General features: G+C 72.8%; 32 protein-coding genes and 1 pseudogene. 17 read left to right on the top strand and 16 right to left on the bottom strand.

Going from position 1 to position 26,005, the window contains the following annotated elements:
- The first annotated feature begins 52 nt into the window (after nt 1–52).
- A complete protein-coding gene (locus tag OHV05_RS06550) occupies nt 53–1,708 on the top strand; it encodes an FAD-binding dehydrogenase (RefSeq protein WP_405016790.1) in 1,656 nt (551 codons plus the stop codon).
- 139 nt (nt 1,709–1,847) lie between these two features.
- Nucleotides 1,848–2,498, top strand: coding sequence for a hypothetical protein (locus OHV05_RS06545; RefSeq protein ID WP_405016789.1), 651 nt, complete (start codon nt 1,848–1,850; stop codon nt 2,496–2,498).
- A 75-nt stretch (nt 2,499–2,573) separates the two neighbouring features.
- Here OHV05_RS06545 and OHV05_RS06540 read toward each other — a convergent pair whose 3' ends face one another.
- Nucleotides 2,574–3,062, bottom strand: coding sequence for a carboxymuconolactone decarboxylase family protein (locus OHV05_RS06540; RefSeq protein ID WP_405016788.1), 489 nt, complete (start codon nt 3,060–3,062; stop codon nt 2,574–2,576).
- A gap of 181 nt (nt 3,063–3,243) precedes the next feature.
- Here OHV05_RS06540 and OHV05_RS06535 point away from each other — a divergent pair, with 181 nt between their 5' ends.
- The 3 genes from OHV05_RS06535 (at nt 3,244) to OHV05_RS06525 (ending at nt 5,273) form a co-directional block, all read left to right on the top strand.
- Nucleotides 3,244–3,960: a CPBP family intramembrane glutamic endopeptidase gene (locus tag OHV05_RS06535; RefSeq protein ID WP_405016787.1), complete on the top strand. Its 717-nt coding sequence runs from the start codon at nt 3,244–3,246 to the stop codon at nt 3,958–3,960.
- 102 nt (nt 3,961–4,062) lie between these two features.
- A complete protein-coding gene (locus tag OHV05_RS06530; protein WP_403041242.1) occupies nt 4,063–4,464 on the top strand; it encodes a (2Fe-2S) ferredoxin domain-containing protein in 402 nt (133 codons plus the stop codon).
- 32 nt (nt 4,465–4,496) lie between these two features.
- Entirely contained in the window at nt 4,497–5,273 is a 777-nt protein-coding gene (locus OHV05_RS06525; RefSeq protein WP_405016786.1) for an aminotransferase class IV, read from the top strand.
- 53 nt (nt 5,274–5,326) lie between these two features.
- On the opposite strand, the gene OHV05_RS06520 is transcribed toward OHV05_RS06525, so the two are convergent.
- On the bottom strand, nt 5,327–6,304 hold the full coding sequence (locus OHV05_RS06520) for a hypothetical protein (RefSeq protein ID WP_405016785.1): 978 nt from the start codon (nt 6,302–6,304) through the stop codon (nt 5,327–5,329).
- A 142-nt stretch (nt 6,305–6,446) separates the two neighbouring features.
- The gene (locus OHV05_RS06515) at nt 6,447–6,920 is read right to left on the bottom strand and encodes a Dps family protein (protein ID WP_405016784.1); all 474 of its coding nucleotides are present in this window, start codon (nt 6,918–6,920) and stop codon (nt 6,447–6,449) included.
- 165 nt (nt 6,921–7,085) lie between these two features.
- On the opposite strand from OHV05_RS06515, the gene OHV05_RS06510 reads away from it, so the two are divergent.
- Both OHV05_RS06510 and OHV05_RS06505 read left to right on the top strand, forming a co-directional pair.
- Complete coding sequence (locus OHV05_RS06510) at nt 7,086–7,844, top strand: GNAT family N-acetyltransferase (RefSeq protein WP_405016783.1); 759 nt, start codon at nt 7,086–7,088, stop codon at nt 7,842–7,844.
- 58 nt (nt 7,845–7,902) lie between these two features.
- Nucleotides 7,903–8,136, top strand: coding sequence for a Uma2 family endonuclease (locus tag OHV05_RS06505; protein WP_405021401.1), 234 nt, complete (start codon nt 7,903–7,905; stop codon nt 8,134–8,136).
- A 1-nt stretch (nt 8,137) separates the two neighbouring features.
- Here OHV05_RS06505 and OHV05_RS06500 read toward each other — a convergent pair whose 3' ends face one another.
- On the bottom strand, nt 8,138–8,623 hold the full coding sequence (locus OHV05_RS06500; protein WP_405016782.1) for a peroxiredoxin: 486 nt from the start codon (nt 8,621–8,623) through the stop codon (nt 8,138–8,140).
- 91 nt (nt 8,624–8,714) lie between these two features.
- Nucleotides 8,715–9,047: a YnfA family protein gene (locus tag OHV05_RS06495; protein ID WP_403041236.1), complete on the bottom strand. Its 333-nt coding sequence runs from the start codon at nt 9,045–9,047 to the stop codon at nt 8,715–8,717.
- 94 nt (nt 9,048–9,141) lie between these two features.
- Here OHV05_RS06495 and OHV05_RS06490 point away from each other — a divergent pair, with 94 nt between their 5' ends.
- Nucleotides 9,142–9,837, top strand: coding sequence for a GNAT family N-acetyltransferase (locus OHV05_RS06490; protein WP_405016781.1), 696 nt, complete (start codon nt 9,142–9,144; stop codon nt 9,835–9,837).
- A 152-nt stretch (nt 9,838–9,989) separates the two neighbouring features.
- Here OHV05_RS06490 and OHV05_RS06485 read toward each other — a convergent pair.
- Nucleotides 9,990–10,388 (bottom strand): annotated as a pseudogene (locus OHV05_RS06485) (GNAT family N-acetyltransferase); the annotation flags it as partial.
- A gap of 97 nt (nt 10,389–10,485) precedes the next feature.
- A complete protein-coding gene (locus tag OHV05_RS06480; protein WP_403041233.1) occupies nt 10,486–11,697 on the bottom strand; it encodes a pyridoxal phosphate-dependent aminotransferase in 1,212 nt (403 codons plus the stop codon).
- Nucleotides 11,698–11,794: 97 nt separating this feature from the next.
- Here OHV05_RS06480 and OHV05_RS06475 point away from each other — a divergent pair, with 97 nt between their 5' ends.
- Nucleotides 11,795–12,181 carry a winged helix-turn-helix transcriptional regulator gene (locus tag OHV05_RS06475; protein ID WP_403041232.1) on the top strand — a complete coding sequence of 129 codons (387 nt, stop codon included), beginning with the start codon at nt 11,795–11,797 and terminating at the stop codon, nt 12,179–12,181.
- A gap of 318 nt (nt 12,182–12,499) precedes the next feature.
- Nucleotides 12,500–14,074, top strand: coding sequence for a S8 family peptidase (locus OHV05_RS06470; protein WP_405016780.1), 1,575 nt, complete (start codon nt 12,500–12,502; stop codon nt 14,072–14,074).
- A 60-nt stretch (nt 14,075–14,134) separates the two neighbouring features.
- Here OHV05_RS06470 and OHV05_RS06465 read toward each other — a convergent pair whose 3' ends face one another.
- A complete protein-coding gene (locus OHV05_RS06465; protein WP_405016779.1) occupies nt 14,135–14,947 on the bottom strand; it encodes a GNAT family N-acetyltransferase in 813 nt (270 codons plus the stop codon).
- A 94-nt stretch (nt 14,948–15,041) separates the two neighbouring features.
- On the opposite strand from OHV05_RS06465, the gene OHV05_RS06460 reads away from it, so the two are divergent.
- Nucleotides 15,042–15,830: an SGNH/GDSL hydrolase family protein gene (locus tag OHV05_RS06460; protein WP_405016778.1), complete on the top strand. Its 789-nt coding sequence runs from the start codon at nt 15,042–15,044 to the stop codon at nt 15,828–15,830.
- 22 nt (nt 15,831–15,852) lie between these two features.
- Here OHV05_RS06460 and OHV05_RS06455 read toward each other — a convergent pair whose 3' ends face one another.
- Nucleotides 15,853–16,227, bottom strand: coding sequence for a cupin domain-containing protein (locus OHV05_RS06455; protein ID WP_405016777.1), 375 nt, complete (start codon nt 16,225–16,227; stop codon nt 15,853–15,855).
- Nucleotides 16,228–16,326: 99 nt separating this feature from the next.
- Here OHV05_RS06455 and OHV05_RS06450 point away from each other — a divergent pair, with 99 nt between their 5' ends.
- The 3 genes from OHV05_RS06450 (at nt 16,327) to OHV05_RS06440 (ending at nt 18,073) form a co-directional block, all read left to right on the top strand.
- Nucleotides 16,327–16,779, top strand: coding sequence for a MarR family winged helix-turn-helix transcriptional regulator (locus tag OHV05_RS06450; protein ID WP_403041227.1), 453 nt, complete (start codon nt 16,327–16,329; stop codon nt 16,777–16,779).
- Nucleotides 16,780–16,955: 176 nt separating this feature from the next.
- Nucleotides 16,956–17,306, top strand: coding sequence for a VOC family protein (locus OHV05_RS06445; RefSeq protein WP_405016776.1), 351 nt, complete (start codon nt 16,956–16,958; stop codon nt 17,304–17,306).
- A 161-nt stretch (nt 17,307–17,467) separates the two neighbouring features.
- Complete coding sequence (locus OHV05_RS06440; RefSeq protein WP_405016775.1) at nt 17,468–18,073, top strand: hypothetical protein; 606 nt, start codon at nt 17,468–17,470, stop codon at nt 18,071–18,073.
- Here the strand turns inward: OHV05_RS06440 and OHV05_RS06435 are convergent.
- Both OHV05_RS06435 and OHV05_RS06430 read right to left on the bottom strand, forming a co-directional pair.
- Nucleotides 18,042–18,704 (bottom strand): HAD family hydrolase, encoded by a 663-nt coding sequence (locus OHV05_RS06435; protein ID WP_405016774.1) that lies wholly within the window; start codon nt 18,702–18,704, stop codon nt 18,042–18,044. The genes OHV05_RS06440 and OHV05_RS06435 overlap by 32 nt on opposite strands.
- 137 nt (nt 18,705–18,841) lie before the next feature.
- Entirely contained in the window at nt 18,842–19,318 is a 477-nt protein-coding gene (locus OHV05_RS06430; protein ID WP_405016773.1) for a MarR family winged helix-turn-helix transcriptional regulator, read from the bottom strand.
- 355 nt (nt 19,319–19,673) lie between these two features.
- On the opposite strand from OHV05_RS06430, the gene OHV05_RS06425 reads away from it, so the two are divergent.
- From OHV05_RS06425 to OHV05_RS06415, 3 genes are all read left to right on the top strand, one after another.
- Nucleotides 19,674–20,906: a cytochrome P450 gene (locus OHV05_RS06425; RefSeq protein WP_405016772.1), complete on the top strand. Its 1,233-nt coding sequence runs from the start codon at nt 19,674–19,676 to the stop codon at nt 20,904–20,906.
- A gap of 6 nt (nt 20,907–20,912) precedes the next feature.
- Nucleotides 20,913–21,110 carry a ferredoxin gene (locus OHV05_RS06420; protein WP_403041221.1) on the top strand — a complete coding sequence of 66 codons (198 nt, stop codon included), beginning with the start codon at nt 20,913–20,915 and terminating at the stop codon, nt 21,108–21,110.
- Nucleotides 21,111–21,285: 175 nt separating this feature from the next.
- A complete protein-coding gene (locus tag OHV05_RS06415) occupies nt 21,286–23,628 on the top strand; it encodes a Tex family protein (RefSeq protein WP_405021400.1) in 2,343 nt (780 codons plus the stop codon).
- 68 nt (nt 23,629–23,696) lie between these two features.
- On the opposite strand, the gene OHV05_RS06410 is transcribed toward OHV05_RS06415, so the two are convergent.
- From OHV05_RS06410 to OHV05_RS06390, 5 genes are all read right to left on the bottom strand, one after another.
- Nucleotides 23,697–24,815: a peptidoglycan-binding protein gene (locus tag OHV05_RS06410; protein WP_405016771.1), complete on the bottom strand. Its 1,119-nt coding sequence runs from the start codon at nt 24,813–24,815 to the stop codon at nt 23,697–23,699.
- A 39-nt stretch (nt 24,816–24,854) separates the two neighbouring features.
- Nucleotides 24,855–25,205, bottom strand: coding sequence for a hypothetical protein (locus OHV05_RS06405; RefSeq protein ID WP_405016770.1), 351 nt, complete (start codon nt 25,203–25,205; stop codon nt 24,855–24,857).
- 70 nt (nt 25,206–25,275) lie between these two features.
- The gene (locus tag OHV05_RS06400) at nt 25,276–25,500 is read right to left on the bottom strand and encodes a hypothetical protein (protein ID WP_405016769.1); all 225 of its coding nucleotides are present in this window, start codon (nt 25,498–25,500) and stop codon (nt 25,276–25,278) included.
- A gap of 45 nt (nt 25,501–25,545) precedes the next feature.
- A complete protein-coding gene (locus OHV05_RS06395; RefSeq protein ID WP_405016768.1) occupies nt 25,546–25,758 on the bottom strand; it encodes a hypothetical protein in 213 nt (70 codons plus the stop codon).
- A gap of 34 nt (nt 25,759–25,792) precedes the next feature.
- Nucleotides 25,793–25,996: a hypothetical protein gene (locus tag OHV05_RS06390; protein WP_405016767.1), complete on the bottom strand. Its 204-nt coding sequence runs from the start codon at nt 25,994–25,996 to the stop codon at nt 25,793–25,795.
- Nucleotides 25,997–26,005 lie beyond the last annotated feature (9 nt).

Raw genomic sequence — 26,005 nt, 5'->3', positions numbered from 1 at the left:
GGACCGGAGGCCGCAGAATCCGGTCACACCCCGCTCTCCCTGGAGGACCCCCGTGGCACTGGACGCCGACGTCATCGTGATCGGGGCCGGGCTGGCGGGCCTGGTCGCCACCGCCGAACTGGCCGACGCCGGACGGAAGGTGATCCTGCTCGACCAGGAGCCCGCCGCCTCGCTCGGCGGGCAGGCGCACTGGTCGTTCGGCGGCCTGTTCCTGGTCGACTCACCCGAACAGCGCCGGATGCGGATCCACGACTCGCACGAGCTGGCCTGGCAGGACTGGCTCGGCACGGCGGGCTTCGACCGGCCCGAGGACGCCTGGCCGCGCCGCTGGGCCGAGGCGTACGTCGACTTCGCGGCCGGTGAGAAGCGCTCCTGGCTGCACGGACAGGGCGTCAGGTTCTTCCCGGTGGTCGGCTGGGCGGAGCGCGGCGGCCTGCTGGCCAGCGGTCCCGGCAACTCGGTGCCGCGGTTCCACATCACCTGGGGCACCGGGCCCGGGCTGGTCGAGCCGTTCGTCCGCCGGGTGCGGGCGGCGGTGGCGCGCGGGCTGGTGGAGCTGCGGTTCCGGCACCGGGTGACCGGCCTGGCCGCCTCGGCGGGCGCCGTGGACACCGTCACCGGCGAGGTGCTGGTGCCCAGCACGGTGGCCCGGGGCGAAGGCAGTTCGCGGGAGGTGGCCGGTTCGTTCGAGCTGCGGGCGCAGGCGGTGATCGTCACCTCGGGCGGCATCGGCGGCAACCACGAGCTGGTCCGCAAGGCGTGGCCGGCCCGGCTGGGCACACCCCCCGAGAAGCTGCTCTCCGGGGTCCCGGCGCACGTGGACGGCCTGATGCTCGGCATCGCCGGCGCGGCGGGCGGCCACCTGATCAACGGCGACCGGATGTGGCACTACACCGAGGGCATCGAGAACTGGGACCCGATCTGGGCCAAGCACGGCATCCGGATCCTGCCCGGTCCCTCCTCGCTCTGGCTGGACGCGCGCGGCAAGCGGCTGCCGGTGCCGCTGTTCCCCGGGTTCGACACCCTGGGCACGCTGGAGCACATCATGACGACCGGTCACGACCACACCTGGTTCGTGCTCACCCAGAAGATCATCGAGAAGGAGTTCGCACTCTCCGGCTCCGAGCAGAACCCCGACCTGACCGGGAAGTCCGTCCGGGACGTGCTGCGCCGGGCGCTGCCCGGCGCCACCGCACCGGTCGAGGCGTTCAAGAAGCACGGCGCGGACTTCGTGGTCGCCGACTCGCTGACCGAGCTGGTGCGCGGGATGAACGCGAAGACCCCCGAGGCGCTGATAGACGAGGCGGAGCTGCGCCGCGAGATCGAGGCCAGGGACCGCGAGATGGCCAACCCGTTCGGCAAGGACCTCCAGGTGACGGCCATTCACGGCGCCCGCCGCTACCTGGGCGACAAGCTGATCCGCACCGCCACCCCGCACCGCCTGCTCGACCCCAAGGCCGGCCCGCTGATCGCGGTACGGCTGAACATCCTCACCCGCAAGTCCCTCGGCGGCCTGGAGACCGACCTCGACTCGCGCGTGCTGCGCGCCGACGGCTCGGTCCTGGACGGCCTCTACGCGGCGGGCGAGGCGGCCGGGTTCGGCGGCGGCGGCGTACACGGCTACCGCTCCCTGGAGGGCACCTTCCTCGGCGGCTGCCTGTTCTCCGGCCGCGCGGCCGGCCGGGCAGCGGCGAAGGCCACGGGGTGACGGCGGCGGACTTCGTCGTCGTGGATGCCTGGCTGCGGTCGCGCGGGGGCAGAACCGGCCAGTGATCGGCATCCGGCCTCCCGTCGGGCGGTGGTCCGTTAGCCTGCCCGGGATGACCATGGGATGCTGAGGGGGCGTCATGAAGCGCTGGGGTAAGGCAGTTGGGACGCGGGCGGGCGGGGTTGCGCTGGGTGTGGTGATCGCCGCCGGCGCGCTCGCGGGGTGCGGCAGCGACGGCGGCTCGTCCGCGGACGGTGCGCCGGTGTCGGCGGCGCCGGTGGAGAAGACGGACGGGCCGGGCGACTACCGGCCGCCGGACGACATCTGCAAGAACATCGACTTCAGCGCCCTGGCGGCGGCCGTGGCCAAGAGCTCGGAGCCGCCGAAGGGACAGGAGACGGGCGGCGATCCCACCGTGGCGAGCGGCGCCGCGTGCCTGCAGCCGTTCGCCAAGTCCGGGACGGTGGACGGGCGGTCGATCGTGCAGTGCACGGCCTGGAAGAACGTGGCCACCGCCGTCGAGATGTACGAGAGCGGATTCCGGGCCGCCTCCGGTGAGTCGAAGAAGGGGGTCACCAAGGAGTCCGGTCTCGGGAAGGCGGCCTACCGCTACGAGAACGTCAAGGACTCCCCGTGGCTGGCCGACCTCCGCCTGGTGGTCCGGGACAGCAACCTGGAGTGCGAGGTGCAGGTGCAGAGCAACACCATGCTGACCGATCCCGAGATGGAGGCGGCGTACGGGGCGATGACGGTGACCGCCAAGGCCGTGCTGCCGAAGCTGCGGTCCTGAACCTCCGCCGGGCCGGCGCGGGCGGACGGGATCGGCTCCGCTCACCCGCGCCGGCCCGGCGTCAGCGGGCCGGGGTCAGTCCCACTGCCGGTCGGCGAGGGAGGCCACGGGCTGGGGCTTGCCGATGACGGCGAGGGCGATGAAGAAGTTGATCTGGCCGATCGCGACGGTCAGGGTGGCCAGGGCCTTGTCGTCGTAGTGTGCGGCGGCCTCGGCGTAGAGCTCGTCGGTGACCCGCTCGCGGCCGTGCGGCGCGGGCTGGAGGGTGGCCTCGAGCAGGGCGAGGGCGGCGCGCTCGGGACCGGTGAAACAGGTGGCGTCCTGCCAGGAGGCGACGGCGGTGATGCGCTCCTCGGTCTCGCCGGCCTTGCGGAGGAATCCGGTGTTCAGGATCGTCAGGTAGGTGTTGCTGACGATCTGTCCGGCCCGCAGGTGGATCAGGTTGACGGTGCTGCGGGGCACGGAACGGTTGCCGGTGGCCCTGAACAGCGCGGCGCTGACGTCGGCCAGCTCCGGGACGAACTCGCCGGGGTCGGGCATCCGGGAGATCGGGTTCTTCGTCATGGTGGCTCCTCGGGTCGGCCTGGTTGCGGTCTTCACTGCACCGACGGACGGGCGCCGGAGGACGTGACCGGACGCCGGAGAAAAGTTTCGGCCCGCCGCCGATCCCCGCCCCGCCCGTCGTGCCCCCGGGCGAACGGGGCGGGCAGGCCCGAGGATGAGGGCGGGCCATGAGGAGGCGACGGTGGGCGACGGGGCACGGATCTCCGGACGGACGGGGGTGCTGGTCACCGTCCTGGTGCTGGTGCCGGCCAACCTCCTGAACAACCGGATCGCGCCGTCCGGGTACCTGCTCACCGCGCCGCTGACGGCCGCCGTGCTGCTGGGCGTGCTCCGGCTGGCCGGTGGGACGGCGGCCGACGCCGGGCTGGACCGGGCCGGGTGGGAGCGCGGGGCGCGGTGGGCGGGCGTGCTGATCGGGGTGGTGGCGGCCGGCTACCTGGTGGCGGGGTTGCTGCCGCTGACCCAGGGTCTGTTCACCGACCGCAGGACCGAGGGGGACGGCGCGGGCACGGTGGCCTTCGAGGTGCTGGTCCGGATTCCGCTGGGCACCGTGCTGTTGGAGGAGATCGGGTTCCGGGGCGTGCTCTACGGGCTGCTCCGCAAGGAGTGGGACGTCCGGGTCGCCACGGCCGGCTCGGCGCTGCTGTTCGGGCTCTGGCACGTGCTGCCCTCGCTCCACCTCTCCGAGGACAAGCCCGCGCTGACCCCGCTGTTCGGGGGCTCGGTGCTCGGCGTGCTGCTGGTGGAGCTGGGCACCGTCCTGTTCACCGGCCTGGCCGGTGTGCTGTTCTGCGAACTGCGACGGCGCAGCGGCAGCCTGCTGGCGCCGGCCGGTCTGCACTGGGCCACCAACGCGCTGGGCCTGGTGGCGGGCTTCGTACTCGGCGCACTCGACTGACCCGGACCGGAACGACCGGGCCCGGCTGCCCGGCCGGGGCGGGCGGTAAGGTGCACGTCAGGGGCTCGGGGTGCCGGCTCGGAGGGCGTGGGAGGGAATCTGATGGCTCGTAAGGCGCGCGAGAAGCCGGCCGCCGCCGCACCGGTGACGGTGACGGTCTGCCGGGGCTGCTGCTGCGGGACGGAGCGACGGCACCCGGAGGTCGACCACGCGGCCCAGCTGGTCCGGCTGAAGGAGGGCGTCGGCGCGGCCGGCCGGGTCCGCGCGGTGCCCTGCCTGGACGCCTGCGACCACTCCAACGTGGTCGTGGTCAGCCCGTCGGCGGAGGGGCGGGCGGCCGGCGGCCGCCCGGTCTGGCTCGGCTGGGTGCTGGCGGACGACATGCTGGACGAGATCACCGACTGGGTGAAGGCCGGCGGCCCGGGCCTGGCGGAGTCGCCCGGCACGCTGGACCTGCAGGAGTTCGCGGTCTCCCGGCGGATCCGCGAGGGCCTGCCGGGCTGAGCGCGGGCCGACGGCCTGGCATGCTTCGGGGCGTGACGGAACTGAACGGCAGGCCGGTGCGCCCGGCCGAGCTCCAGGCCCTGGCGCTCACCAACTACGGGCACTTCACCACCATGCGGGTGACCGACGGCCGGGTGCGCGGGCTGACGCTCCATCTGGACCGGCTGCGGCGGGACTGCCGGGCCCTGTTCGACACCGAGCTGGACCTCGACCTGGTCCGCTCGTACGCCCGCCGGGCGGTGCCCGCCGCCGGCGGCGTCCTGCTGCGGGTGACGGTCTTCGACCCCGCGCTCGACCTCGGCAGCCTGGGCGGGCGGGCCGACCCCGCCGTCCTGGTGACGACCCGTCCGGCGGGCGACGGCGCGGTGCCGCCGCCGTTGCGGGTGCGCTCGGTGCGGTACGTCCGGGAGCAGCCCGAGGTGAAGAGCGTCGGACTGTTCGGTGCGCTGCGGCACCGCCGGGCGGCGCAGCTGGCCGGGTACGACGACGCGCTGTTCGTCGACCACGCCGGTGCGGTGAGCGAGGGCGGTACCTGGAACATCGGGCTGGTCCGAGGCGGCGAGCCGGTCTGGCCCGAGGCGGCGTACCTGCCCGGGACCACGCTGGCGCTGCTGCGCGGGCTGCGGCCGGGGCGGCGCGAAGCCGTCCCGGTGGCCGGGTTGGCCGGCTACGACGCCGCCTTCGCCACCAACGCGGCGATCGGCGTCCGTCCGATCGCCGCCGTGGACGGGGTCGAACTGGCGCCGGGGCACCCGCTGATCGCCGAGCTGGCCGCCGCCTACCGCGCGCTCCCCGGCACCCCGGTCTGACCGGTGCGGGCCGGCGGCCGGGGCACCGGGCCCCGGCCGCCGACCCGGGCGGGTCAGTAACCCCGGGCGCTCTTGCCGGGGTTGGCCTGCTGGACCTTGGCGGCCAGGTCGTGGCCGTCCCGGGAGACGTCGTAACGGCTCATCATGTAGTTCATCGAGGCCGCGCAACTGGCCACCGGGTCGTAGATGTTGGTCGAGGTGCCCTTCTGGTGGTTCTCGGCGAAGGTGTCCGGGACGCACTGCCAGGGGCCGCGCGAGGAGCCCGCCGGGTAGCCGTCGGACTGCTCAGGGCCGGTGGCGTTGCTGTCCCAGCCGTTGGCCAGCGGGAGGGAGTTGAAGGAGGACTCCCGGCCGGCCATGGTGAGCAGGCCCTTGGTCCAGTCCTCGCGGGCCTTCGGGTCGGTGATGCCCATCAGGTCCAGGGTCTGGCTGATGTAGTCCCGGACGGCGGCCTCGCCGCTCTTCCAGGAGCCACGGCCGCTGTACTGGACGTCCTTGACCCCGATCTTGCCCTCCTGCGACGGCTTCGCGTCCGGTTCGCCGCCGTGGTCGCCCTGGCCACCGGAGTCGTCGCCGCCCTGGCCACTGCCGTGACCGCTGCCCTTGCCCTTGCCGCCGCTGTCGTCGTCGCCCACGGGCTTGGGCTTGTCCGGCTGCGGGCGGTCCTTGTCCTGGTTGTGCTGGTCGTCCTCGACCTGGTGGTCCACGTCCTGGTACGCCTTGATCACCGACTGGAGCTTCTGGACGTCCTCGGCGATCGCCTGGGTGAGCTTCTCCTTGGTCTGCTGGAGCTTCTCGGCCCGCTCGTTGATCTCCGCGACCTCGCCGGCCACCTGCCCGGCCACCGCCGCGAAGCCGACGATCCCGGCGAACGGCGCGGCCATCAGGTCGGTGGCGACCGCCTTGGCCACCGTGCTCTTGATCTGGCCGAGCTTGGCGCTCATCTCGGCCATCCGCTCGCTCATCTGCTGCCAGTCCCGCTGGATCTCGGCCAGCTCGCCCAACGAGACCCCGAACCTGTCACCGCTCATACGCCGCTGCCCCCTGCTCCCGGTCCGCCTGCGAACCTTCGCCCGCACCCCGTGTGTTGACGTTCGGTCAATCATCCTGCCATGGCACGGCCGCCCACCGAAGAGCACGGTGGGCGGCCGGGGGCTGCGGTGACCGGACGGGTCAGGCGGAGTTCTCCGCCTGGGCCATCCAGGAGTACTTCTCCAGGTCGGCGGTGAGGCCGATCAGGATGTCCTGGCTGACCGGGTCGGCGTCGGCGGTGGCGTCGATCCGGCCGCGCATCCGGGTGATCACGGCGGCCAGCGCCTCGACCAGGGTGCCGACGGCGGCCGAGTCGACCACCTGGCCCTCCGGGGAGGTGGCGATGCCGCTGGTGTCGGCGACGGTCTTCGCCCGGCCGTCCGGCGAGATGCCGATCGCGGCCGCCCGCTCGGCGACGGTGTCGGCGTGCAGCCGGGCCAGCGCCACCACCTCGTCCAGCTGGAGGTGGACCGAGCGGAACCTCGGACCGACCACGTTCCAGTGCAACTGCTTGGCCACCAGCGAGAGGTCGACCAGGTCGACCAGTGCACCCTGCAACGCCTCGCCGACGACCTTGCGGTCGGCGTCCGGCAGCGGGCTCTTGATTCCGTACATCGGTTGCCTCCGGTACTGGGCTCGACTCCGCTGGCCAGCATGCCACAGGAATCGGACAAGTCGGTCATTTCTCCGCTGTGGTGGCGAATCGGCCGACCCCGCCCGGCGCGGACGGCCGGGTGCAATTCCCTTCGGCCGCCGTCCGCCCTGCCCTACCATCGGCGGATGCCGACCAGTGAGCTGTTGCGCGCCAACGCCTTCCGGACCGCCTTCGCCCGGCGGCAGGCCACCGAGGTCCGGGAGCTGCCCGGGGGCTTCCTCGCGCTGCACGAGGCGTACCCGCTGTCCTACGAGCACAACCAGCTGCACATCGAGGGCCCGGCCCGGCCGACCGAGCTGCTCGCGCTGGCGGACCGGGCGCTGGCCCACGCGGGGCACCGCCAACTGACGGTCTACGACGCGGAGTCGGGCGCCGGCTGCGTGGCGCTCTTCGAGGCGGCCGGGTACCGGCACATGACCGAGGTGGTGCTCGCCCACCGGGGCCCGACCCCGGCCCCCGCGGTGCCCGCCGAACCGGTGGACGTCCCCGACCTGGCCGTCCCGTACCGGGCCCGGCTGCGGGACTGGATGCCGGAGGTCTCCGAGGACACCGTCGAGCAGCTGATCGCCCGTCGGGCGGCCCGCCGCAACGGTGCGCCGGAGGTGCTCTTCCTGGGCGCCCGCGGCGCCGACGGCCGGGTCGCCGCCTGGGCCGACCTCTACCGCGACCCCGGCACCGGCATCGCCCAGATCGAGGACCTGGTCACCGCCCTGGACCGGACCGCCCAGGGCCACGGCGCCACCGTCCTCGCCACCGCCCTGCACCTGGCCGCCGACCAGCCGCTCCGCTTCCTGGTCGCCGACGCCGACGACTGGCCCCGGCACTGGTACACCCGCCGCGGCTTCACCGCACTCGGCGAGTGCCACTCCTTCACCCGGGCCTGACCTCGGCCGCAGAGCCACCGCTACCTCGGTAGGGAGGTAGTACGGTGCCGGCACTGGACTGGTCCGAGCCGACCGGCGGGACCGGGGCGGGAAGCCGGTCGCCTATGCGCAGGCCGGGATTCCGGTCTACCTGCTGATCGACCGGGAGCGGTGTGAGGTGACCGTCCACAGCGAGCCGGCCGGAGGCCGGTACCGCACGACGGTGATCCGGGCGTACGGCAACGACGTCGAGCTGCCGGCGCCGGTCGGGTTCACGCTGCCGACGGAGATTCTCAAGAACTACGTGCGCTGACTCAGCCCTCGGTGAGGGTGGCGAGTTGGGTGGTCAGGGTGTCGGTGTGCTGGAAGGTCAGGCCGGCCAGGGCGATGTGACGCCAGGTCACCGTGCCGCCGCCGTCCAGGATGAAGACCGAGCGGCGCAGGCCGAGGCCGGGGACGCTGATGCCGTAGGCCCGGGCGACGGCGCGGTCGGGGTCGGCGAGCAGCGGGAAGGCCAGGCGGTGCTTGCGGGCGAAGCGTTCGTGGCTGTCCAGGTCCTGGGGGCTGATGCCCCAGACGGTGGCGCCGAGGTTCTTGAAGCGGTCCAGGTCGGAGGTGTACTCGCAGAGCTGCTTGGTGCAGACCGGGGTGTCGTCGCCGGGGTAGAAGACCAGCACCAGCGGGCGGCCCTTGGCCTCCTCCAGCCGGTACTCGCGCCGTTCGGCGATGTCCTCGGCCAGCAGCAGGCCGGGCAGGGTGAACGACGGAGCGGACGCTCCGACCTCGGGCGGCTTGGCCATGGACTTCCCTCCGGGACGGCTCCGGTACTCAAGCGGTACCCCCGGCACTGTACTTGCTCCCGGTGGCCGTGCCGAGGACGCCCACGGGGCGTCAGCGGCGGGGGCCGTACATGATGACCGCGACGCCCGCCAGACAGATCACGGCGCCGAGGACGTCGGACCGGGTCGGGCGGAAGCCGTCGACGGCCATGCCCCAGAGCAGCGAGCCGGCCACGAAGACCCCGCCGTAGGCGGCGAGCACCCGGCCGAAGTTCGAGTCGGGCTGGAGGGCGGCGAAGAAGCCGTAGCCGCCGAGGACCAGGATGCCGAGGCCGGCCAGCCACCACGGGCGGGATTCGCGGACGCTCTGCCAGATCAGCCAGCAGCCGCCGATCTCGGCGACGGCGGCGACGGCGAACAGGGCGACGGAGCGGAGCACGGTCATGGCGGCGAGCCTAACGATCACCGGGCCCCGGACGCTCTGGCTACGATGGACCGGGCCGTGCCGAGGGGGCGCGGGAGATCGGAACGGGAACCTGATGGCCGAGTCGCACCCGTTGGACAACCCGGTCGTGGCGTCACTGGCCGGGCCGCACGCCCGGTTCGCCGAGTGGCGGGGGCGGTCGGTGCGGTACCCCGCCGACATGACGCCCTTCCACGGACTGCCGGACCGCCCGGAGGCGGCGGACTGGGCGGAGCTGGCCGAACTGGCCGGCCCCGGGGCGGTGGTGCTGCTCGCGATCGACGCGGCGGTCGTCCCGCCAGCCGACTGGGAGGTGCCGTTCCGGATCGACGGTGTGCAGCTGGTCGGCGAGCAGGTGCTCGGCAAGGCGGATCCCGAGGCGGTGCGGCTCGGCCCCGCCGACGTGCCGGAGATGCTCGCGCTGGTCGAACGGACCAGGCCGGGGCCGTTCCTGAGCCGGACCGTCGAGATGGGCGGCTACCTGGGCATCCGCCGGGACGGCGCGCTGATCGCGATGGCGGGCGAGCGGATGCACCCGCCCGGCCACACCGAGATCAGCGCGGTCTGCACCGACCCCGCGCACCGCGGCGAGGGGCTGGCCTCCCGGCTGCTGCCGGCGGTGGCGGCGGGCGTCCGGGAGCGCGGCGAGATCCCGTTCCTGCACGCGGCGGGCGACAACACCAACGCGATCCGGCTGTACGAGGCGCTGGGCTTCCGGCTCCGGCGGCCGATCACCTTCACGGGCGTCCGAACCCCGGGCCGGGCCGGGTGACGGTGCCTCAGCGGTCGCCCTGGACCAGGGCGTGCGTGCATGTCGTGCCAGCCGTCGGCGTGCAGCTGGGAGCTGCGCAGGGTGCCCTCGAACCGGTAGCCGGCCTTCTCGGCCACCCGGCAGGAGGCCGGATTGGCCACCGAGTGGCGCAGCCCCAGCCGGTGCAGGCCGAGTTCGTCCAGCGCCCACCGGCTGATCCGCTCGGTGGCGGCCACGGCCACCCCGCCGCCCCGGGCGGGTGGCAGCAGCCAGTAGAGGATCTCGGCACTGCCGCCCTGGAGGTCGATCTCGTTCCAGCCGGCCAGGCCGAGGGCGGGGCCGCCGTCGGAACGGGCGACCGCCCAGATCGCGCCCTGCTCGGCGCGCCAGCGCTCGTGCATCCGGGCGATCCGGCCGCGCGCCTCCTCGGCGGTGCCCAGCGCGAACAGGTTCCACTGCCGGATCGCCGGGTCGAGGCTCGCGGTCAGCAGGCTCTCCGCGTCCTCCGGCCGCCAGGGTCGCAGCTCCAGCCCGCCGGGCAGGTCGAGCACGGGCTGTGCGCGCCCGGCCATCCGGCCGGCGGGGACGACGGGGGGCGGGGGCCAGACGGTGGTCATCGCGGCATCGTGTCAGAAGGACCCGTCGGCCCGCCGGCGATCTTCGCCCGGGTCACTGCCGGTAGGTGGTGAGGAAGCGTCCGATCCGGCTGATCGCGGTCTCCAGGTCGTCGGCCCGGGGGAGGGTGACGAACCGGAAGTGGTCCGGGCGGGGCCAGTTGAAGCCGGTGCCCTGGACGATGTGGATCTTCTCGCGGAGCAGCAGGTCGAGCACGAAGCGCTCGTCGTCGACGATCCGGTGCACGGCCGGGTCGAGCTTGGCGAACGCGTACAGCGCCCCCTTGGGCTTGACGCAGCTGACGCCGGGAAGCTCGTTCAGCGCCCGCCAGGTGACGTCGCGCTGTTCGGTGAGCCGGCCGTTCGGCAGGGTGAGGTCCTGGATCGACTGGTGCCCGCCGAGTGCGGCCTGCACGGCGTACTGGGCCGGGACGTTGGGGCACAGGCGCATGCCCGCGAGCATGGTGAGCCCCTCCAGGTAGTCCTTGGCGTGCTGCTTGGGTCCTGAGACCACCAGCCAGCCGCTCCGGAAGCCCGCCACCCGGTACGCCTTGGAGAGGCCGTTGAAGGTGAGGGTGATGACGTCGTCGGCGAGCGCGGCGAGGCAGTGGTGCTCCACGTCGTCGTACAGGATCTTGTCGTAGATCTCGTCGGCGAGCACCATCAGGCCGTGCCGGCGGGCGAGTTCGAGGATGCCGAGCAGCAGTTCCTTCGGGTAGACCGCGCCGGTCGGGTTGTTCGGGTTGATCACCACGATGGCCTTGGTGCGGTGGTTGATCTTGGAGGCGATGTCGTCGAGGTCGGGGTACCACTCCGCCTCCTCGTCGCACAGGTAGTGCACCGCCTTGCCGCCGGCCAGCCGGACCACCGCCGTCCAGAGCGGGAAGTCCGGTGCCGGGACCAGGACTTCGTCACCGTCGTCGACCAGCGCCTGGACCGCCATCTGGATCAGCTCGGAGGCGCCGTTGCCCAGGTAGACGTCATTGACCGTCACTCCGCTGACGCCGCGCTGCTGGTAGTACTGCACCACCGCGCGGCGGGCGGGCAGGATGCCGCGCGAGTCGCTGTAGCCGTGCGCGTTGGGGAGGTTGCGGATGATGTCCTGGAGGATCTCCTCCGGCGCCTCGAAGCCGAACGGGGCCGGGTTGCCGGTGTTCAGCCGCAGCACGCTGTGCCCGGCCTCCTCGAGCGCGTTGGCCTGCTCGACCACCGGGCCGCGGATCTCGTAACACACGCCCGCCAGCTTGCTGGACTGCCGAAACTCCACTGCGGCCTCCCGACCGTCGCACCGCGCCATCATTCGGTTGCTTTGTTCTACCAAGTAACCACTTGGAAAGTCCAACCTTTTGGCTATGCTGATCCACATGCCACGCCGAAGCTACGACCAGTACTGCGCCGTCGCCCGCGCCCTGGACGCGGTGGGGGAGCGCTGGAGCCTCCTGATCGTCCGTGAACTCCTGGACGGACCGCGCCGCTACACCGACCTGCACGCCGACCTGCCGGGCGTGTCGACCGACATCCTGGCCACCCGGCTCAAGCAGCTGGAGGGCGAGGGCGTGGTGGTGCGCCGCAAGCTGGAGCGCCCCGCCAACGCGGTGGTCTACCAGCTCACCGAGCACGGTCTGATGCTGCGCCGGGTGGTCGCCGCGCTGGGTGACTGGGGGCTGGGCGTGCTGGGTGAGCAGCGCCCGACCGACGCGGTCCGCGAGCACTGGGTGACCGGCGATCCGGCCGGAGCCGTCGAGGGCTGAAGCCGGCGGCGGCCGATCGGCCGTCCGGGTCATCGCCGGCCCCGTGACGGACCGTCATCGTCGGTGTGGACAGGGGCTGAACGCCGCCCGAATGTGTCCTGCACGTGACAATCCGGCCCGGCTCTTGTGTGCCCGGTCGCCGATGCGCGAACCTTTCGCTGGCGGCCGGACACCAGTCGCGGCCCGATCCGTCGTCTTCATTGTCATGAGCATGCTTATTTGGTGTGCCCACTGCGCCGCCCTGCCCTGACCGGCCCCAAGTGCCGGGTCCTGACGGGCAGTCGAGCAGGTACGCCCCCACCTAGGAGGAATCCCCCGATGGCAGTGATACGTCCCTCCCGGCGCGGCTTCGCCGCCGCCACGGCGGCCACCGCGGCCGTGCTCGCCCTCGGCGTCGGCGCGGCGCTGCCGGCGGCGGCCTCGGCCGGAGCCGAAGGCGTGATCGCCAACGCCGGTGCCCCGGGCACCATCCCCGGAAGCTATGTCGTGGTGCTCAACCAGGGCTTCGCGGCGGCGAGTTCGGACCAGGGGAAGGCGCTGGCCGGGAAGTACGGCGGCACCGTCACCCGGACCTACTCGGCCGCACTGAACGGCTTCGCCGTCCGGCTCTCCGAGGCGCAGGCCAAGCGGCTGGCCGCCGACCCGGCGGTCGCCGTGGTCAGCCAGAACCGTACCTTCCACGCCGACACCACCCAGCCGAACCCGCCGTCCTGGGGGCTGGACCGGATCGACCAGAAGTCCCTTCCGCTGAACAGCAGTTACAGCTACCCCGACACCGCGGGGGAGGGCGTCACCGCCTACATCATCGACACCGGGGTGCGGATCAGCCACGGCGAGTTCGGCGGCCGGGCCAGCAACGGCTACGACGCCATCGACAACGACAACGTCGCCCAGGACGGCAACGGCCACGGCACCCATGTGGCCGGTACGGTCGCGGGCAGCTCGTACGGGGTGGCCAAGAAGGCGAAGATCGTCGCCGTCCGGGTGCTCGACAACTCCGGCTCCGGCACCACCGAGCAGGTGGTCGCGGGCATCGACTGGGTGACCGCCCACGCGGTCAAGCCGGCCGTGGCCAACCTGAGCCTCGGCGGCGGGGTGGACGACGTGCTCGACGCGGCCGTCCGCCGCTCGATCGCCTCCGGCGTCACGTACGGGATCGCGGCGGGCAACGACAACCAGAACGCGAGCACGCACTCCCCGGCCAGGGTCGCCGAGGCGATCACGGTCGGGTCGACCACCAACACCGACGCGCGGTCCAGCTTCTCCAACTACGGCAGCCTGGTGGACGTCTTCGCGCCCGGCTCCAGCATCAAGTCGTCCTGGAACACCAACGACACCGCCACCAACACCATCTCCGGCACCTCGATGGCCACCCCGCACGTGGTCGGCGCGGCCGCCCTCTGGCTGGCCGACCACCGCACCGACACCCCGGCCCAGGTGGCCACCGCGCTGGTCGCCAACGCCACCAGCGGCGTGGTGACCAACCCGGGCACCGGCTCGCCGAACAAGCTGCTCAACGTCGGCGCCGGCACCACCACCCCGCCCACCGGGCCGAAGTTCGAGAACGCCGCCGACTACGCGATCGCCGACAACAGCACCGTCGAGTCGCCGATCACCGTCAGCGGGGTGACCGGCAACGCCCCGGCCGCGCTGAGCGTCGAGGTGGACATCAAGCACACCTACCAGGGCGACCTGAAGGTGGACCTGGTCGCGCCCGACGGCTCGACCTACCCGATCAAGAACTACGGGGACGGCGGCAGCGCCGACAACGTGATCGGGACCTTCACCGTGAACGCCTCCGCCGAGGTGGCCAACGGCGTCTGGAAGCTGCGGGTCAGCGACAACGCCGCCGCCGACACCGGCAGGATCGACCGCTGGGCGCTGCAGTTCTGACGCCTGCTCGGAGGTGAGCCGGGGCCGCACCGTCAAGGTGCGGTCCCGGCTCACTGTCGCCTACGCGACGGGTTCGGCGATCAGCGCGGTGCCGACCGGCCGGAAGCCGAGCCTGGCGTAGATCCGGGCCACGTCCTGGTCACCCGCCGAGAGGAAGACCGTCTCCACCCCGCGCGCCCGGGCATCCGCGACCAGGGCGGCGGTGACCGCGTACCCGACACCCTGGCGGCGGGCCGACGGGAGGGTGCCGATGCCGACCAACTCGCTGACTGGGCCGACCAGTTGGTGCTGACCGCCGCCCAGGGCGGTGCCGTCCGGGCCGAACGCGGCGGCCACCACGGTCAGGCCGTCCCGGATCCGTCCGGCGGTCCGGTCCGCGGTGCCATCGGCGGTCAACTGGGCGGTCAGGGCGGCGAGTTCGTCCGGGCCTGTGGTGCCGATCGCGGTGCCGGGTTCGCCGAAGGAGAGGTAGGCCACCGCCAGCGCCTCGGCCAGCGCCGGGTCGTCGGCACCGACCACCCGGGCCGTGGTGGCCGGGGCGGCGACGGCCGGCGCGGTCGGATCGAGCACCATCAGCGGGTGCTCGTGCACGTGGAGTCCGGAGCCCTCGACGGCGGCCCGCAGGGCGGGGGTGGTCTCGGCGACCCACTCGAAGCTCTCCGGCACGCCGAGCTCGCGCTGCCTGGCCCGGACCCGGTCCACGTCAGCGACCGTCACGGCCGCCCCGGTCCAGCCGAGGGCGGGCCGGCCGTAGTAGGGCCAGCCCTCGCCCTCCCGGACGAAGAGCGAGAGCGGCCCGAAGCCCTCGGCTCGGGCGGCGGCGCGGGGCACGGTGTCGTAGTACCGCTCGAGGCGGTCGAGGAGATCGGTCACGCGCGCATGCAACCAGCACCCCGGGTGATCCGCCACCGGATATTCCGGACCGCCGCCCACCCGCCGGCAACCCGGCGCGTACGATCGTTCCCCTATGGACACCACCACCACCATGTACCGCAGCTATGTCGCCGTCGGGGACTCCTTCACCGAGGGCATGTGCGACGAGCTGCTGCCCGACGGGCAGTTCCTCGGCTGGGCCGACCGGGTCGCCCGGGTGCTGGCCGCCGAGCAGGGGCCCGGCTTCCGCTACGCCAACCTGGCGGTGCGCGGCAAGCTGATCGGCCAGATCCACGACGAGCAGCTGGCGGCCGCCGCCGCGATGGGTGCCGAGTTGGTCACCCTGGCGGGCGGGCTGAACGACGTGCTGCGGCCGGGCTGCGACGTGGCCCAGGTGGAGGACCTGCTCGGCCGGTCGGCCGAGCGCCTGCTCGCGGGCGGCGGCACCGTGGTGATGTTCACCAGCACCGACCCGACCAGGCGGCTCGGCGGCAGCGCCCGGCTGCTGGCCCCGATCCTGCAGATGAAGGCGTTCGTGGAGGGGCTGGCCAGGGCCCACCCCAACCTGGTGGTGGTGGACCTCTTCTCCGCCCCCTGCTTCGACGACCGCCGGCTCTGGGACGAGGACCGGCTGCACCTCTCGCCGGAGGGTCACCGCCGGGTGGCCGTCGCCGTGCTGGAGGCGCTCGGCCGCCCCGCCCCGTTCGACTGGCGGGCGCCGCTGCCGACCGCCGCGCCGCGCGGCCGGAGCGCGAAGCTGCGCGCCGACCTGCGCTGGCTGCGGATGCACCTGGGCCCGTGGATCGGGCGCCGCCTCACCGGCCGGTCCTCCGGCGACGGGCGGGCGCCGAAGCGGGCCGAGCTGCTCCCGTACGAGGGCTGACGGCCCGTCCGACGAGGCCCGGTCAGTTGGCCCACGGCGGGGTGAGCACCGTGCCGTCGGCCAGGGTGGCGCTGAGGCCGACGCTGGTGGTCACCCAGGCGGTGGCGGCCGACTCACCAGGGTTGTCGAGGCAGAAGCTGGACCCGGCCGGGACGATCACGGTGTCGCCGGGGGCCAGAGTGCTCCGCTCGCCGTCCAGTACGACGTCGGGCGCGCCCGCGAGCAGGTGGACGATCTCCTCGTGGCTGACGGTGTGTGCGGTGCCCCGGGTCCCGGCCGGGACGTCCAGCCGCCAGGCGCAGAGCTCGGCGCTGCCGGTGCGGGGGTTGGCGTGGGCGGTGAACCGGGCGCCGTGGATCTCGTGCACGGTGGTCCGGGCGCTGCGGATGACGGGCATACGTCCCTGCTCTCAATAGACAAGCTGCTTGTCTATATGGTCAAGCTACTTGACTGTTTCGTCAAGGGGACGACATGAATGAGTGGCACAATCTCGCGCATGAGCGAGCCCGACCCCATCGCCCTGAGCATCCCTCCGCTGCTGATCGCGCTGACCGCCGAGGTGGTCCACGAGATCGACGCGGGCGTTCGCCGGCGCGGTTACGACGATCTGCGCCCGGCCCACGGCTTCGCCTTCGCCCGGCTGGCCCCCGGCGGTGCCACCGTCAACGAGCTGGCCGAACACCTCGGTGTCAGCAAGCAGGCGGCCAGCCAGATGGTGGAGGAACTGGTCCGCAAGGGCTACGTCGAACGCCGTCCGCACCCCACCGACGCGCGCGCCAAACTGATCGAACTGACCGGTCGCGGCTGGGAGTGCACCCGCGCCGCCGACGCGGCCGCAGCCGAGGCGGTGGTCCCCTGGGCCGCCGTGCTGGGGCCCGACCGGCTCCGTCAACTCCACGACGACCTGGCCCGATTGGCCCCCTCGGGCCGGTTGCGGCCGGTGTGGTGACGGATCGGCGGAGTACGGATCGAAGCTGGTTGGTACACCCGGCGCACGCCGGACCGCCGGGTCGCACTCCTCCCGGGCGGGGCCGCCGGGGCCCGTCCCCGGGTCCGTGATCAAGCCGGGGTGACGCTCCGGCGGTTCGCGCGGGCGGTCGGCGGCGCGACTTCTACCATCGGGTCATGTTCAGTGGCGCACACGTGATTCTGCACAGCTCGGACGCCGAGGCCGACCGGGCGTTCGTCCGTGACGTGCTCGGCTTCGCGCACGTCGACGCCGGCCGCGGGTGGCTGATCTTCAAGCTGCCGCCGGCCGAGCTGGCCTTCCATCCGACCGAAGCCCCGCCGCACAGCGAGTGCTACCTGATGTGCGACGACCTGGACGCCGTGCTCGCCCGGCTGGCCGAGCACGGCGTCCGGCCGGTCACACCGCCGACCCGGCAGAGCTGGGGCACGGTCACCGCGATCCCGCTGCCGAGCGGTTTCGAGCTGCCGCTCTACCAGCCCACCCACCCGGTCGCGCACGGGCTCTGAGCCCGCTCGGGCGGGGGCCGGGCACCCGGCCGCCGACACCTCGTCAGAGTTGCTATCGTGCCCGGTGATCCAACGCCGCGCGAGCCCGGTCGCGGCCCAGAACATCGGGGGACTCGATGGACAACCAGCCACCTTCCTTCGGCGGCCCGACCCCTCCGGGGGTGCCGGCGCCGACGGAGGCCCACCGGCGGTCGCCGGTGATGGTCTGGGGCGTGGTGGCGGCCGTGGTGAGCGCGGCGGCCGGCGTGGCCAGCGCCGTCGCGGCCTTCACCGGCGGCAGCCCGCACCCGTCCGCCGCACCGGCCACCTCGGTGGTCGCGCCCGCACCGGCGCCCGACCCGGCCACCGTGGCGACCGCCACCGCGAAGCCCGTTCCGACGCCGGCCGCCGAGGTGTCCGTGCGCTGGACCGGGAAGGTGGTGCTGGGCATGGAGGGCATCGACCTGGCCCAGGTGCCGCCGACCAAGGGCGACTCGCTGCCGTTCTTCCAGCCGGCCGCACAGCGCAGCGGCAGCAGCGGCATGGCGGTCAGGGGCCCTTCCGCCCTCTGGACCGAGGCCGGCGAGCCGACCGCCCAGGGCTGCCGCGACCTGCTGCTGACCCAGCAGCACAAGGAGGTGGACGTGGTGGCGGGCGACCGGGTCTGCGTGGCCGACGGGTCCTCGCCGATCGGCCTGCTCAAGGTCACCAAGACCCACTACTCCCAGGGAAGTTACGGCGAACTGGACGTCGAGGTCACGATCTGGAACCTGCGTCTGAAGGGCTGACCCCGAGCACCGGGGAGAGCGCGGCGCGCAGATCGGCCGGGCTGCGGAAGTGCACGCCCGTCATGCCCAGTTCCTCGGCCGCCCGGACGTTCTCCGGCCGGTCGTCGACGAAGAGGCAGCGCTCGGGTGCGACGCCGGCCCGGTCGGCGGCGACCCGGTAGATGCGGTGGTCCGGCTTCGCGGCGCCCACCAGTGCGCTGTTGACCGCGCCCGCCGCGAGGTCGGCGAGGCCGAGCCGGGCCAGGTCCTCGTCCAGCCACGGGGTCGCGTTGGTGACCAGCAGGACGGGGCAGTGCTCCCGGGTCCGGCGCAGCAGGTCGACCACCTCCTGGTCGGCCCGGACCGGGCTGCCGGTGAAGGCGGTGGCGAGTGCGCGGGCCTCGTCGGCGCGGACCCGGCCGGCCAGCCCGGCGGCGATCGAGTCCTCCCACTGCTGCCTGGTGAGCTGTCCGAGGATCAGCGGCAGTGCGGTGTCCGGGCCGAAGGCCACCGTCGCGGTGCTGCCCGGCGGCAGGCCGGCGGCCTGTTCCCGCCCGGCCAGTTCGGCGTGGTCGAAGAAGCGGATCACACCGTCGAGGTCGCACAGGACGGCGTCGAAGGCGGAGCTGCGGGGGGCGGGAATCGGGATCATCCCGTCTGGATATCACCCGGTACCCCGGTGGAGCCACCGAATGGGGACGGCTGCCGCTCCGGAGTGCTGCCCGGCGTCGGCACGACGACGGGCTGACGGGGATTGCCGGGCGGGAGTTCGTGGTCGAACCGGAGAACCTATCCGTGCTCCGGGTGGCTCTCGTCGAGTTCCAGGAAGACGGCGGGCACCTTGTTGTCGATCGTCATCCGGCCCAGCAGCAGCGCGAGTTGGCCGCGTTCAGGAGTGCTGAGGCCGGCCGGCAGGACTTTGATGCGGCGGCAGGTCTCGGCGTAGAAGTCCTTCGCGGCAACGGCGCCCTCGGGAGTGAGGGCGACCCGGATGACGCGGCGGTCCGAGGGGTCGGGTTCGCGGCGCACCAGGCCGCGCTGGGCGGTGCGGTCCACCAGGCCGGTCAGGCTGGATTTGGCCAGGCCCAGGACGGCCCCGAGTTCGGTCATCCCGTACGGCTGCGCCATCAGGACGCACAGCAACTGCCCCTGCTGGGGCGTCAGTCCGAAGATACGGCCGGACTCGGCGTACACGGCATTCACCAGGAATGCGGAGCGCACCAAGCCGGTGACGACGCTCGGCCGCCGGGTCGCGGATTTCGCCATGCGGGTCAGCGTACGGCAGGCGACGCGGGGGGCGGCCGATTCGTGTCCCGAACTACCCGGCCGGAGCAAGCGCGGTGGGGGAACGGCACTCCGACGGCCCTTCGTACCGGATGCGGTTGCGTGATGATCCGTCAAGAGGGCGTCCTGAGCCGCCGGGGGGTTTTCGGCCGCAGGCGATCTGACATGGCCAGTACCAAGAATGCGATGGTGCGTCCAGGAACGGTACCGGTGACTGGGGTGGTCCGGGCCCGTCGTGAGGGGTTCACTAGGGGGTCGATAACCGGGTAGGGAGTCGATATCTTGCCTTTCGCAAACGTGCTCGACTGGTCCCAGGGACCGAACAACGGGAGCGGAAATGACCGAAATTGACACCACCTCACCCCTCAGACAAGACCCGCCGCAGTTCCCGATGGAGCGGAAGTGCCCGTTCCAGCCGCCGGCCGAGTACGCCGTGCTGCGCGCCGAGGAGCCGGTCTCCAAGGTCACGCTCGCGGTGTCCGGCAAGGAGATGTGGGCGGTCAGCCGGCAGGAGCACGTGCGTCAGGTCCTCACCGACCCGACCATGAGCTCCAACTTCAAGCACCCCGGCTACCCGCTCCAGGTGCCGGTGCCGGACGACATCCTGCAGGCCATGGAGCTGCCGCTGGTCGCGATGGACCCGCCGGTGCACGGTCGGCACCGCAAGGAGATCATCCCCGAGTTCACCCTCAAGCGGATGCAGGCCCTCACCCCGCGCATCCAGAAGATCGTGGACGAGCACATCGACGCGATCCTGGCCAAGGGCGGCCCGGTCGACCTGCTGACCGAACTCGCCATCCCGGTCCCCTCGCTGGTGCTGTGCGAGCTGCTCGGCGTGCCGCCGGAGGACATCCCCGGGTTCCGCGACTTCGCCGAGGTCACGGTGCGCAGCGACGTCACGCCGCAGGAGGTCGGCATGGCGATCCACCAGATGGACGTCTACCTCGACAAGCTGGTGACCTCGAAGGAGGAGACGCCGACCGAGGACGACCTGGTCGGACGGGTGGTCAGCCGGAACGCCGAGGAGGGCAACCTCAACCACAAGGAGATCGTCGCGCTGGCCCGGATGCTGATCTCCGGCGGCTTCGACACCCTCACCAACATGATCGTGCTCGGGGTGGCCGCGCTGCTCGAACACCCGGAGCAGCTCGCCCAGATGAAGGCCGACCCGGACCTCACCCGGAACGCCATCGAGGAACTGCTGCGGTTCCTCAGCATCGCCGACTCGGCCCCCTCCCGGGTCGCCACCCAGGACATGGAGGTCGGTGGCGTCAAGATCAAGGCGGGCGAGGGCATCATCAACCTGACCGCCTCGGCCAACCGGGACGAGAGCGTCTTCGAGAACGCCGACCAGCTGGACATCTTCCGCGAGATCGGCCTGCACTCGGCGTTCGGCCACGGCGTCCACCAGTGCCCGGGCGCCAGCCTGGTCCGGGTCGAACTGAAGATCGTCTACGACACCCTCTTCGCGCGGATCCCCGGCCTGCGGCTCGCGGTGCCGGTGGAGGAGCTCCCGTTCAAGCGCGCCACCCTCATCCAGGGCCTGGACGCACTACCGGTCACCTGGTGAGCCACCATGCCGCTGTCGGTCCATCGTGAACGCTGCATCGGATCGGGGACCTGTGTCTACACCGCGCCCGACGTCTTCGCCCAGGACGAGCAGGACGGTCTGGTCACCCTGCTGACGGACGGTACCGACCCGGCGGACGAACGGTCCGTCCGCTCGGCCGTCGAGCGCTGCCCCGTCGCGGCGATCTCGCTCGACCAGGACTGACCCCGGCCCGCCCGGCCGGGGTGCCGCGATGCGCCCCCACGCCTCGCGGCACCCCGGCGACGGCGGGCCCGCGCCACCCCGGGGAGCAGGTCGCACCCGTCCGGTCCGGGTTACCTGCCAGAATGCGGGGCGGAACTCAGGCTGAACGCAGGAGAAGGTGACCGGCTTCGTGACCATGTCAGTCGAACGGAAGATCGCCGAAGAGCTGGGCGTACGGGAGGGGCAGGTGCGGTCCGCCGTCGAGCTCCTCGACGGCGGCGCCACCGTGCCCTTCATCGCGCGCTACCGCAAGGAGGTCACCGGCGAACTCGACGACACCCAGCTGCGCACGCTCGAGGAGCGGCTGCGCTACCTGCGGGAGTTGGAGGAGCGGCGGGCCGCCGTGCTGGAGTCGATCGAGAGCCAGGGGAAGCTGGACGACGCGCTGCGCGCGCAGGTCCTGGCCGCCGACTCGAAGGCCCGGCTGGAGGACATCTACCTCCCGTTCAAGCCCAAGCGGCGGACCAAGGCACAGATCGCCCGCGAGGCCGGTCTCGAACCGCTCGCCGACACCCTGCTCGCCGACCCGTCCAAGGACCCGGCCGCGCTGGCGGCGGGCTACCTGAACGAGTCGGTGGCCGACGCCACGGCGGCGCTGGACGGGGCCAGGTCGATCCTGGTCGAGCGGTTCGGCGAGGACGCCGACCTGGTCGGCACGCTCCGCGAGCGGATGTGGACCCGGGGCCGGCTGGTCGCCACGGTGCGGGACGGCAAGGAGCAGGACGGCGCCAAGTTCGCCGACTACTTCGACTTCGCCGAGCCGTACGGCAAGCTCCCCTCGCACCGCATCCTGGCAATGCTGCGCGGCGAGAAGGAGGAGGTGCTCGACCTCGAACTCTCCCCGTACGAGGGCGCCGACGGCGACCTGCCCGGCGAGAACGACTACGAGCGGCGGATCGCCGCCAAGTTCGGCATCGCCGACCGGGGCCGGCCGGCCGACAAGTGGCTCGGCGACACCGTCCGGTGGGCCTGGCGGACCAGGATCCTGGTCCGGCTCGGCATCGACCTGCGCACCCGGCTGCGCCAGGAGGCCGAGGACGAGGCGGTCCGGGTCTTCGCCGCCAACCTGCGCGACCTGCTGCTGGCCGCCCCGGCCGGCACCCGCGCCACCATGGGCCTGGACCCGGGCTTCCGCACCGGTGTCAAGGTCGCCGTGGTGGACGCCACCGGCAAGGTGCTCGGGTACGACACCATCTACCCGCACCAGCCCGCCAACAAGTGGGACGCCTCGATCGCCACCCTTGCCGCGCTGGCCAAGCGGCACGACGTCGAGCTGATCGCGATCGGCAACGGCACGGCCTCCCGGGAGACCGACAAGCTGGCCGAGGACCTGATCACGCGTCACCCCGAGCTGAAGCTCACCAAGGCGATGGTCTCCGAGGCGGGTGCTTCGGTGTACTCCGCCTCGGCCTTCGCCTCGCAGGAGCTGCCGGACCTGAACGTCTCGATCCGGGGCGCGGTCTCGATCGCCCGGCGGCTCCAGGACCCGCTGGCCGAGCTGGTGAAGATCGACCCCAAGTCGATCGGCGTCGGCCAGTACCAGCACGACCTGAGCGAGCTGAAGCTGTCCCGCTCGCTGGACGCTGTGGTCGAGGACTGCGTCAACGCGGTCGGCGTGGACGTCAACACCGCCTCGGCGCCGCTGCTCACCCGGGTCTCCGGGGTGACCGGCACGCTGGCCGACAACATCGTGGCGCACCGCGACGCGAACGGCCCGTTCCGGACCAGGCGGGCGCTCAAGGACGTGGCGCGGCTCGGCCCGAAGGCGTTCGAGCAGTGCGCGGGCTTCCTGCGGGTGCCCGGCGGTGACGACCCGTTGGACGCCTCCGGGGTGCACCCCGAGGCGTACCCCGTGGTGCGCCGCATCCTGGCCGCGACCGGTGGCGACCTGCCCTCGCTGATCGGCAACGGGGCGGCGCTGCGGGCGTTGCGGCCGGCCGATTTCGCCGACGACACCTTCGGCGTGCCGACCGTCACCGACATCCTCGGCGAGCTGGACAAGCCGGGCCGCGACCCGCGCCCCGCGTTCCGGACCGCGACCTTCAAGGAGGGCGTCGACAAGATCGGCGACCTGGTGGTGGGCATGGTGCTGGAGGGTGTGGTCACCAACGTCGCGGCGTTCGGCGCGTTCGTGGACGTGGGCGTCCACCAGGACGGTCTGGTGCACGTCTCGGCGCTGTCGAAGAACTTCGTCAAGGACCCGCGCGAGGTGGTCAAGCCCGGTGACATCGTCAAGGTCCGGGTGGTCACCGTGGACGTGCCGCGCAAGCGGATCGGGCTGACGCTGCGGCTGGACGACGAGGTCGGTCAGGCGGCGCCGCGTGACCGCGACCGTGACCGTGACCGCGAGCAGAACCGCGACCGGGGCCGGGGCGCCAAGCCGCCCCGGCAGGACCGCCGGAGCACCCCGGCGCCGGCGCCCGCCGCCAACAGCGCGATGGCGGACGCGCTGCGCCGGGCCGGCCTGACCGGCAAGTGACCCCGGCCGGCCACGGCTGACCGAACCGGACGCCCCGGGCCCCGACGAGCGGGCCCGGGGCGTCCGGCTCACAGCGCGGTGAGCGCGGGCAGCAGCACCCCGAGGCCCTCGGCGATCGACTGGACCAGTGCGACGAAGGCGGCCACCTCCTCGGCCACCGCGCCCGCCGCCGCGAGCTCCGGCGCCAGCGCGGCCAGGACGGCCAGGATCCCGGCCGCCAGCCGGACCCGGTTGAAGAAGCGCACGTAGTCGCCGCGAATGCACAGCCGGTAGAACAGCAGCCCGGGCAGCAGCCGCCGGGCCTCGATCACCAGCTCCAGGTGCTCGCCCTCGGGGGTGATGAACCGCATCAGCGGGATGGTCGGGCTCGGGGTGTAGGTCTTCCCCGGCCGGTACGGGAAGCCGTTGTTCTCGTAGTTGGACCGGAGCTTGACGCCCTTGGCGATGCCCTCGGTCACCCCCGACGGCGAGAGCGGCTTGATCTCGTACCACTCCGCCGGGCGGCCCGGACGGTGGCTCAGGATGTCCGGTCGCACGCTCGCGCCGATCTGGGCCACCACGGCCGGGGGCACGGCCGGATTGTGGGCGAGCAGGAACGCGGTGTACGGGGCCGGGCTGTTGAGGGTGTCGAAGAAGTCGTCGACCGGACTGCACGGGCCGTTCCTGGCACAGAAGTCCGCGTTGATGTGCGGCTCCACGAACCGCCCGACGAAGCTGGCGAGTTTGGGGGCGTCCAGGATCGCCATCGACATCGAGAAGCAGAACTCATCGCCCAGCTCCAGGAGTTGGAGCACCTTGCCGGTGATGTCGAGATCCGGGTGGACGACGTCCAGCACGCTCGCGGTGAACGGCTCACGGGCCGGCAGGGCCGGGTCGGCGAGCACCGAGGGAGTGTCCGTGCCGTCCAGGAAGGTGAGTTCGAGGTCCAGCCGGCCGACGGTGCCTGGGCCGACCACCGGATCGGAGGGACGGAGGCCGCGGTCGGCCTTGAACGTGCCGACCGCCGCGCCGGTCTCGGCGCCGAACCGGCCGTCCACCCCGAAGGTGGGCAGCGCCCCGCCGACGGTCACCAGCGCCTGCTGGACGGTGGCCACCGAGGCGGAGGACTCCGGGGCCTGGATCTTCCGGGCGCCGGCCGCCACCTGGGCCAGGTCCGGGGTACCGCTGAACAGCTCCGACCGGAGCATGGCTGCCTCCTGAGACGCGTTCTACTGCCGGGTGGTGGTTCAGCGCGGGCGACAGCCGCCCGGGGTGCGGAGGCCGCCGGTCCAGGGGCTCGGGTCACCGGTGGACGAGCCGAACATGCCGCCGACCCCGTCCATGATCCGGACCACCTCGTCCGGTTCCGCCAACCCGGGCAGCACGGCCCTGGGCGGCGCGGCGAGGGACGGGGCGCCCGGAGCCGGGGCCGACCGGGCCCGCATCATCCGGGCCAGCGCGGGCTGACGGAGCGGGGCGTTCCCGCTCGGGCCGACCGGGTCGGCCTGCTGGACGAACTGGTCGCCCGTCACCACCAGATAGGGCGGGTACGGCTCCCGGCGGTCGATCGGCCGCCGGAGCGGCAGGTTGCGTGGCATGGCTTCGCCTCTCCTGGTTCAGCGCGCCGGTGGCAGCGGCCGGGCCACCGCCACCGGCGCGGGTGGCCGGTCAGAGCCCGAGCATCCCGAGCACCGAGCCGACCGGCCCGGGCAGGACGGACTTCAGGGCGGGCAGGACGGGCTTCAGGAAGTCGAAGAACCCGTCGGCCTCGACGCCCGCCGTGGCGCCGAGGGCACCCGCCGCCGCGCCGGTCCGGTCGACGGGCAGTGCCTGCCGTGGGAGCTGAAGGGTGGCGGGGCGGCGCCCGCCGTCCCTGCTGGTCTCGATGGTCATCGGATACCTCCTTCATCGGGTCTTCCGGGTAGGGGTGACGGCCGTTCAGAACAGGCCGCCGATCCAGTCGACGATGCCGCCGGGGTCGATGTCCGGGATGGGCAGGATCTTGTCGGCCTGCTTGCCCAGCCACTCCAGGATGCCGTCGGCCTCGACGCCCGCCGCGGTGCCGAGCGCGGCGGTGGCCGCCACCCGGGTGCGGTGGACCGGGAGCGCCTGCGGCGGCAGCTGGAGCGCAGGCGTCTGATGGATGGTCATGGTGATCAGTCCTCACACGAGTCGGGGTCGGGGGTCAGGCGCCGTACCGGGCGGCGTAGCACATCTGCCGGGCCAGCCCGGGCAGACCGGCGCAGCGGGACTTGGCGGCCGCCGCCACACCGGCGCCGTCCTGGTGGGCCTGCGGAGCCGTCCAGGCGTCCCGGCGGACCGGCCGGGCCTGCGGCGGAAGGGTGGTGCCGGGTGCTCGCGCGCTCGGCGTTCGCACGGGGGTGTTCATCGCTGGGCC

It is taken from the genome of Kitasatospora sp. NBC_00070, assembly GCF_045041205.1.
In the GTDB taxonomy this organism is placed as follows: Bacteria; Actinomycetota; Actinomycetes; order Streptomycetales; family Streptomycetaceae; genus Kitasatospora.
Note: the sequence above shows the minus strand (reverse complement) of the source record. Positions and strands in the feature narration are given on the sequence as shown.

Excerpts from the sequence above, each read along its gene's own strand:
- OHV05_RS06450 (WP_403041227.1), top strand. The coding sequence starts at position 16,327 with ATGAGCGAGCCCGACCCCATCGCCCTGAGCATCCCTCCGCTGCTGATC.
- OHV05_RS06475 (WP_403041232.1), top strand. The coding sequence starts at position 11,795 with ATGCCACGCCGAAGCTACGACCAGTACTGCGCCGTCGCCCGCGCCCTG.
- OHV05_RS06410 (WP_405016771.1), bottom strand. The coding sequence starts at position 24,815 with ATGCTCCGGTCGGAGCTGTTCAGCGGTACCCCGGACCTGGCCCAGGTG.
- OHV05_RS06500 (WP_405016782.1), bottom strand. The coding sequence starts at position 8,623 with ATGGCCAAGCCGCCCGAGGTCGGAGCGTCCGCTCCGTCGTTCACCCTG.
- OHV05_RS06530 (WP_403041242.1), top strand. The coding sequence starts at position 4,063 with ATGGCTCGTAAGGCGCGCGAGAAGCCGGCCGCCGCCGCACCGGTGACG.
- OHV05_RS06540 (WP_405016788.1), bottom strand. The coding sequence starts at position 3,062 with ATGACGAAGAACCCGATCTCCCGGATGCCCGACCCCGGCGAGTTCGTC.
- OHV05_RS06395 (WP_405016768.1), bottom strand. The coding sequence starts at position 25,758 with ATGACCATCCATCAGACGCCTGCGCTCCAGCTGCCGCCGCAGGCGCTC.
- OHV05_RS06420 (WP_403041221.1), top strand. The coding sequence starts at position 20,913 with ATGCCGCTGTCGGTCCATCGTGAACGCTGCATCGGATCGGGGACCTGT.
- OHV05_RS06390 (WP_405016767.1), bottom strand. The coding sequence starts at position 25,996 with ATGAACACCCCCGTGCGAACGCCGAGCGCGCGAGCACCCGGCACCACC.
- OHV05_RS06425 (WP_405016772.1), top strand. The coding sequence starts at position 19,674 with ATGACCGAAATTGACACCACCTCACCCCTCAGACAAGACCCGCCGCAG.
- OHV05_RS06445 (WP_405016776.1), top strand. The coding sequence starts at position 16,956 with ATGTTCAGTGGCGCACACGTGATTCTGCACAGCTCGGACGCCGAGGCC.
- OHV05_RS06435 (WP_405016774.1), bottom strand. The coding sequence starts at position 18,704 with ATGATCCCGATTCCCGCCCCCCGCAGCTCCGCCTTCGACGCCGTCCTG.
- OHV05_RS06415 (WP_405021400.1), top strand. The coding sequence starts at position 21,286 with ATGTCAGTCGAACGGAAGATCGCCGAAGAGCTGGGCGTACGGGAGGGG.
- OHV05_RS06405 (WP_405016770.1), bottom strand. The coding sequence starts at position 25,205 with ATGCCACGCAACCTGCCGCTCCGGCGGCCGATCGACCGCCGGGAGCCG.
- OHV05_RS06455 (WP_405016777.1), bottom strand. The coding sequence starts at position 16,227 with ATGCCCGTCATCCGCAGCGCCCGGACCACCGTGCACGAGATCCACGGC.
- OHV05_RS06545 (WP_405016789.1), top strand. The coding sequence starts at position 1,848 with ATGAAGCGCTGGGGTAAGGCAGTTGGGACGCGGGCGGGCGGGGTTGCG.
- OHV05_RS06400 (WP_405016769.1), bottom strand. The coding sequence starts at position 25,500 with ATGACCATCGAGACCAGCAGGGACGGCGGGCGCCGCCCCGCCACCCTT.
- OHV05_RS06495 (WP_403041236.1), bottom strand. The coding sequence starts at position 9,047 with ATGACCGTGCTCCGCTCCGTCGCCCTGTTCGCCGTCGCCGCCGTCGCC.
- OHV05_RS06520 (WP_405016785.1), bottom strand. The coding sequence starts at position 6,304 with ATGAGCGGTGACAGGTTCGGGGTCTCGTTGGGCGAGCTGGCCGAGATC.
- OHV05_RS06515 (WP_405016784.1), bottom strand. The coding sequence starts at position 6,920 with ATGTACGGAATCAAGAGCCCGCTGCCGGACGCCGACCGCAAGGTCGTC.
- OHV05_RS06430 (WP_405016773.1), bottom strand. The coding sequence starts at position 19,318 with ATGGCGAAATCCGCGACCCGGCGGCCGAGCGTCGTCACCGGCTTGGTG.
- OHV05_RS06510 (WP_405016783.1), top strand. The coding sequence starts at position 7,086 with ATGCCGACCAGTGAGCTGTTGCGCGCCAACGCCTTCCGGACCGCCTTC.
- OHV05_RS06460 (WP_405016778.1), top strand. The coding sequence starts at position 15,042 with ATGGACACCACCACCACCATGTACCGCAGCTATGTCGCCGTCGGGGAC.
- OHV05_RS06490 (WP_405016781.1), top strand. The coding sequence starts at position 9,142 with ATGGCCGAGTCGCACCCGTTGGACAACCCGGTCGTGGCGTCACTGGCC.
- OHV05_RS06470 (WP_405016780.1), top strand. The coding sequence starts at position 12,500 with ATGGCAGTGATACGTCCCTCCCGGCGCGGCTTCGCCGCCGCCACGGCG.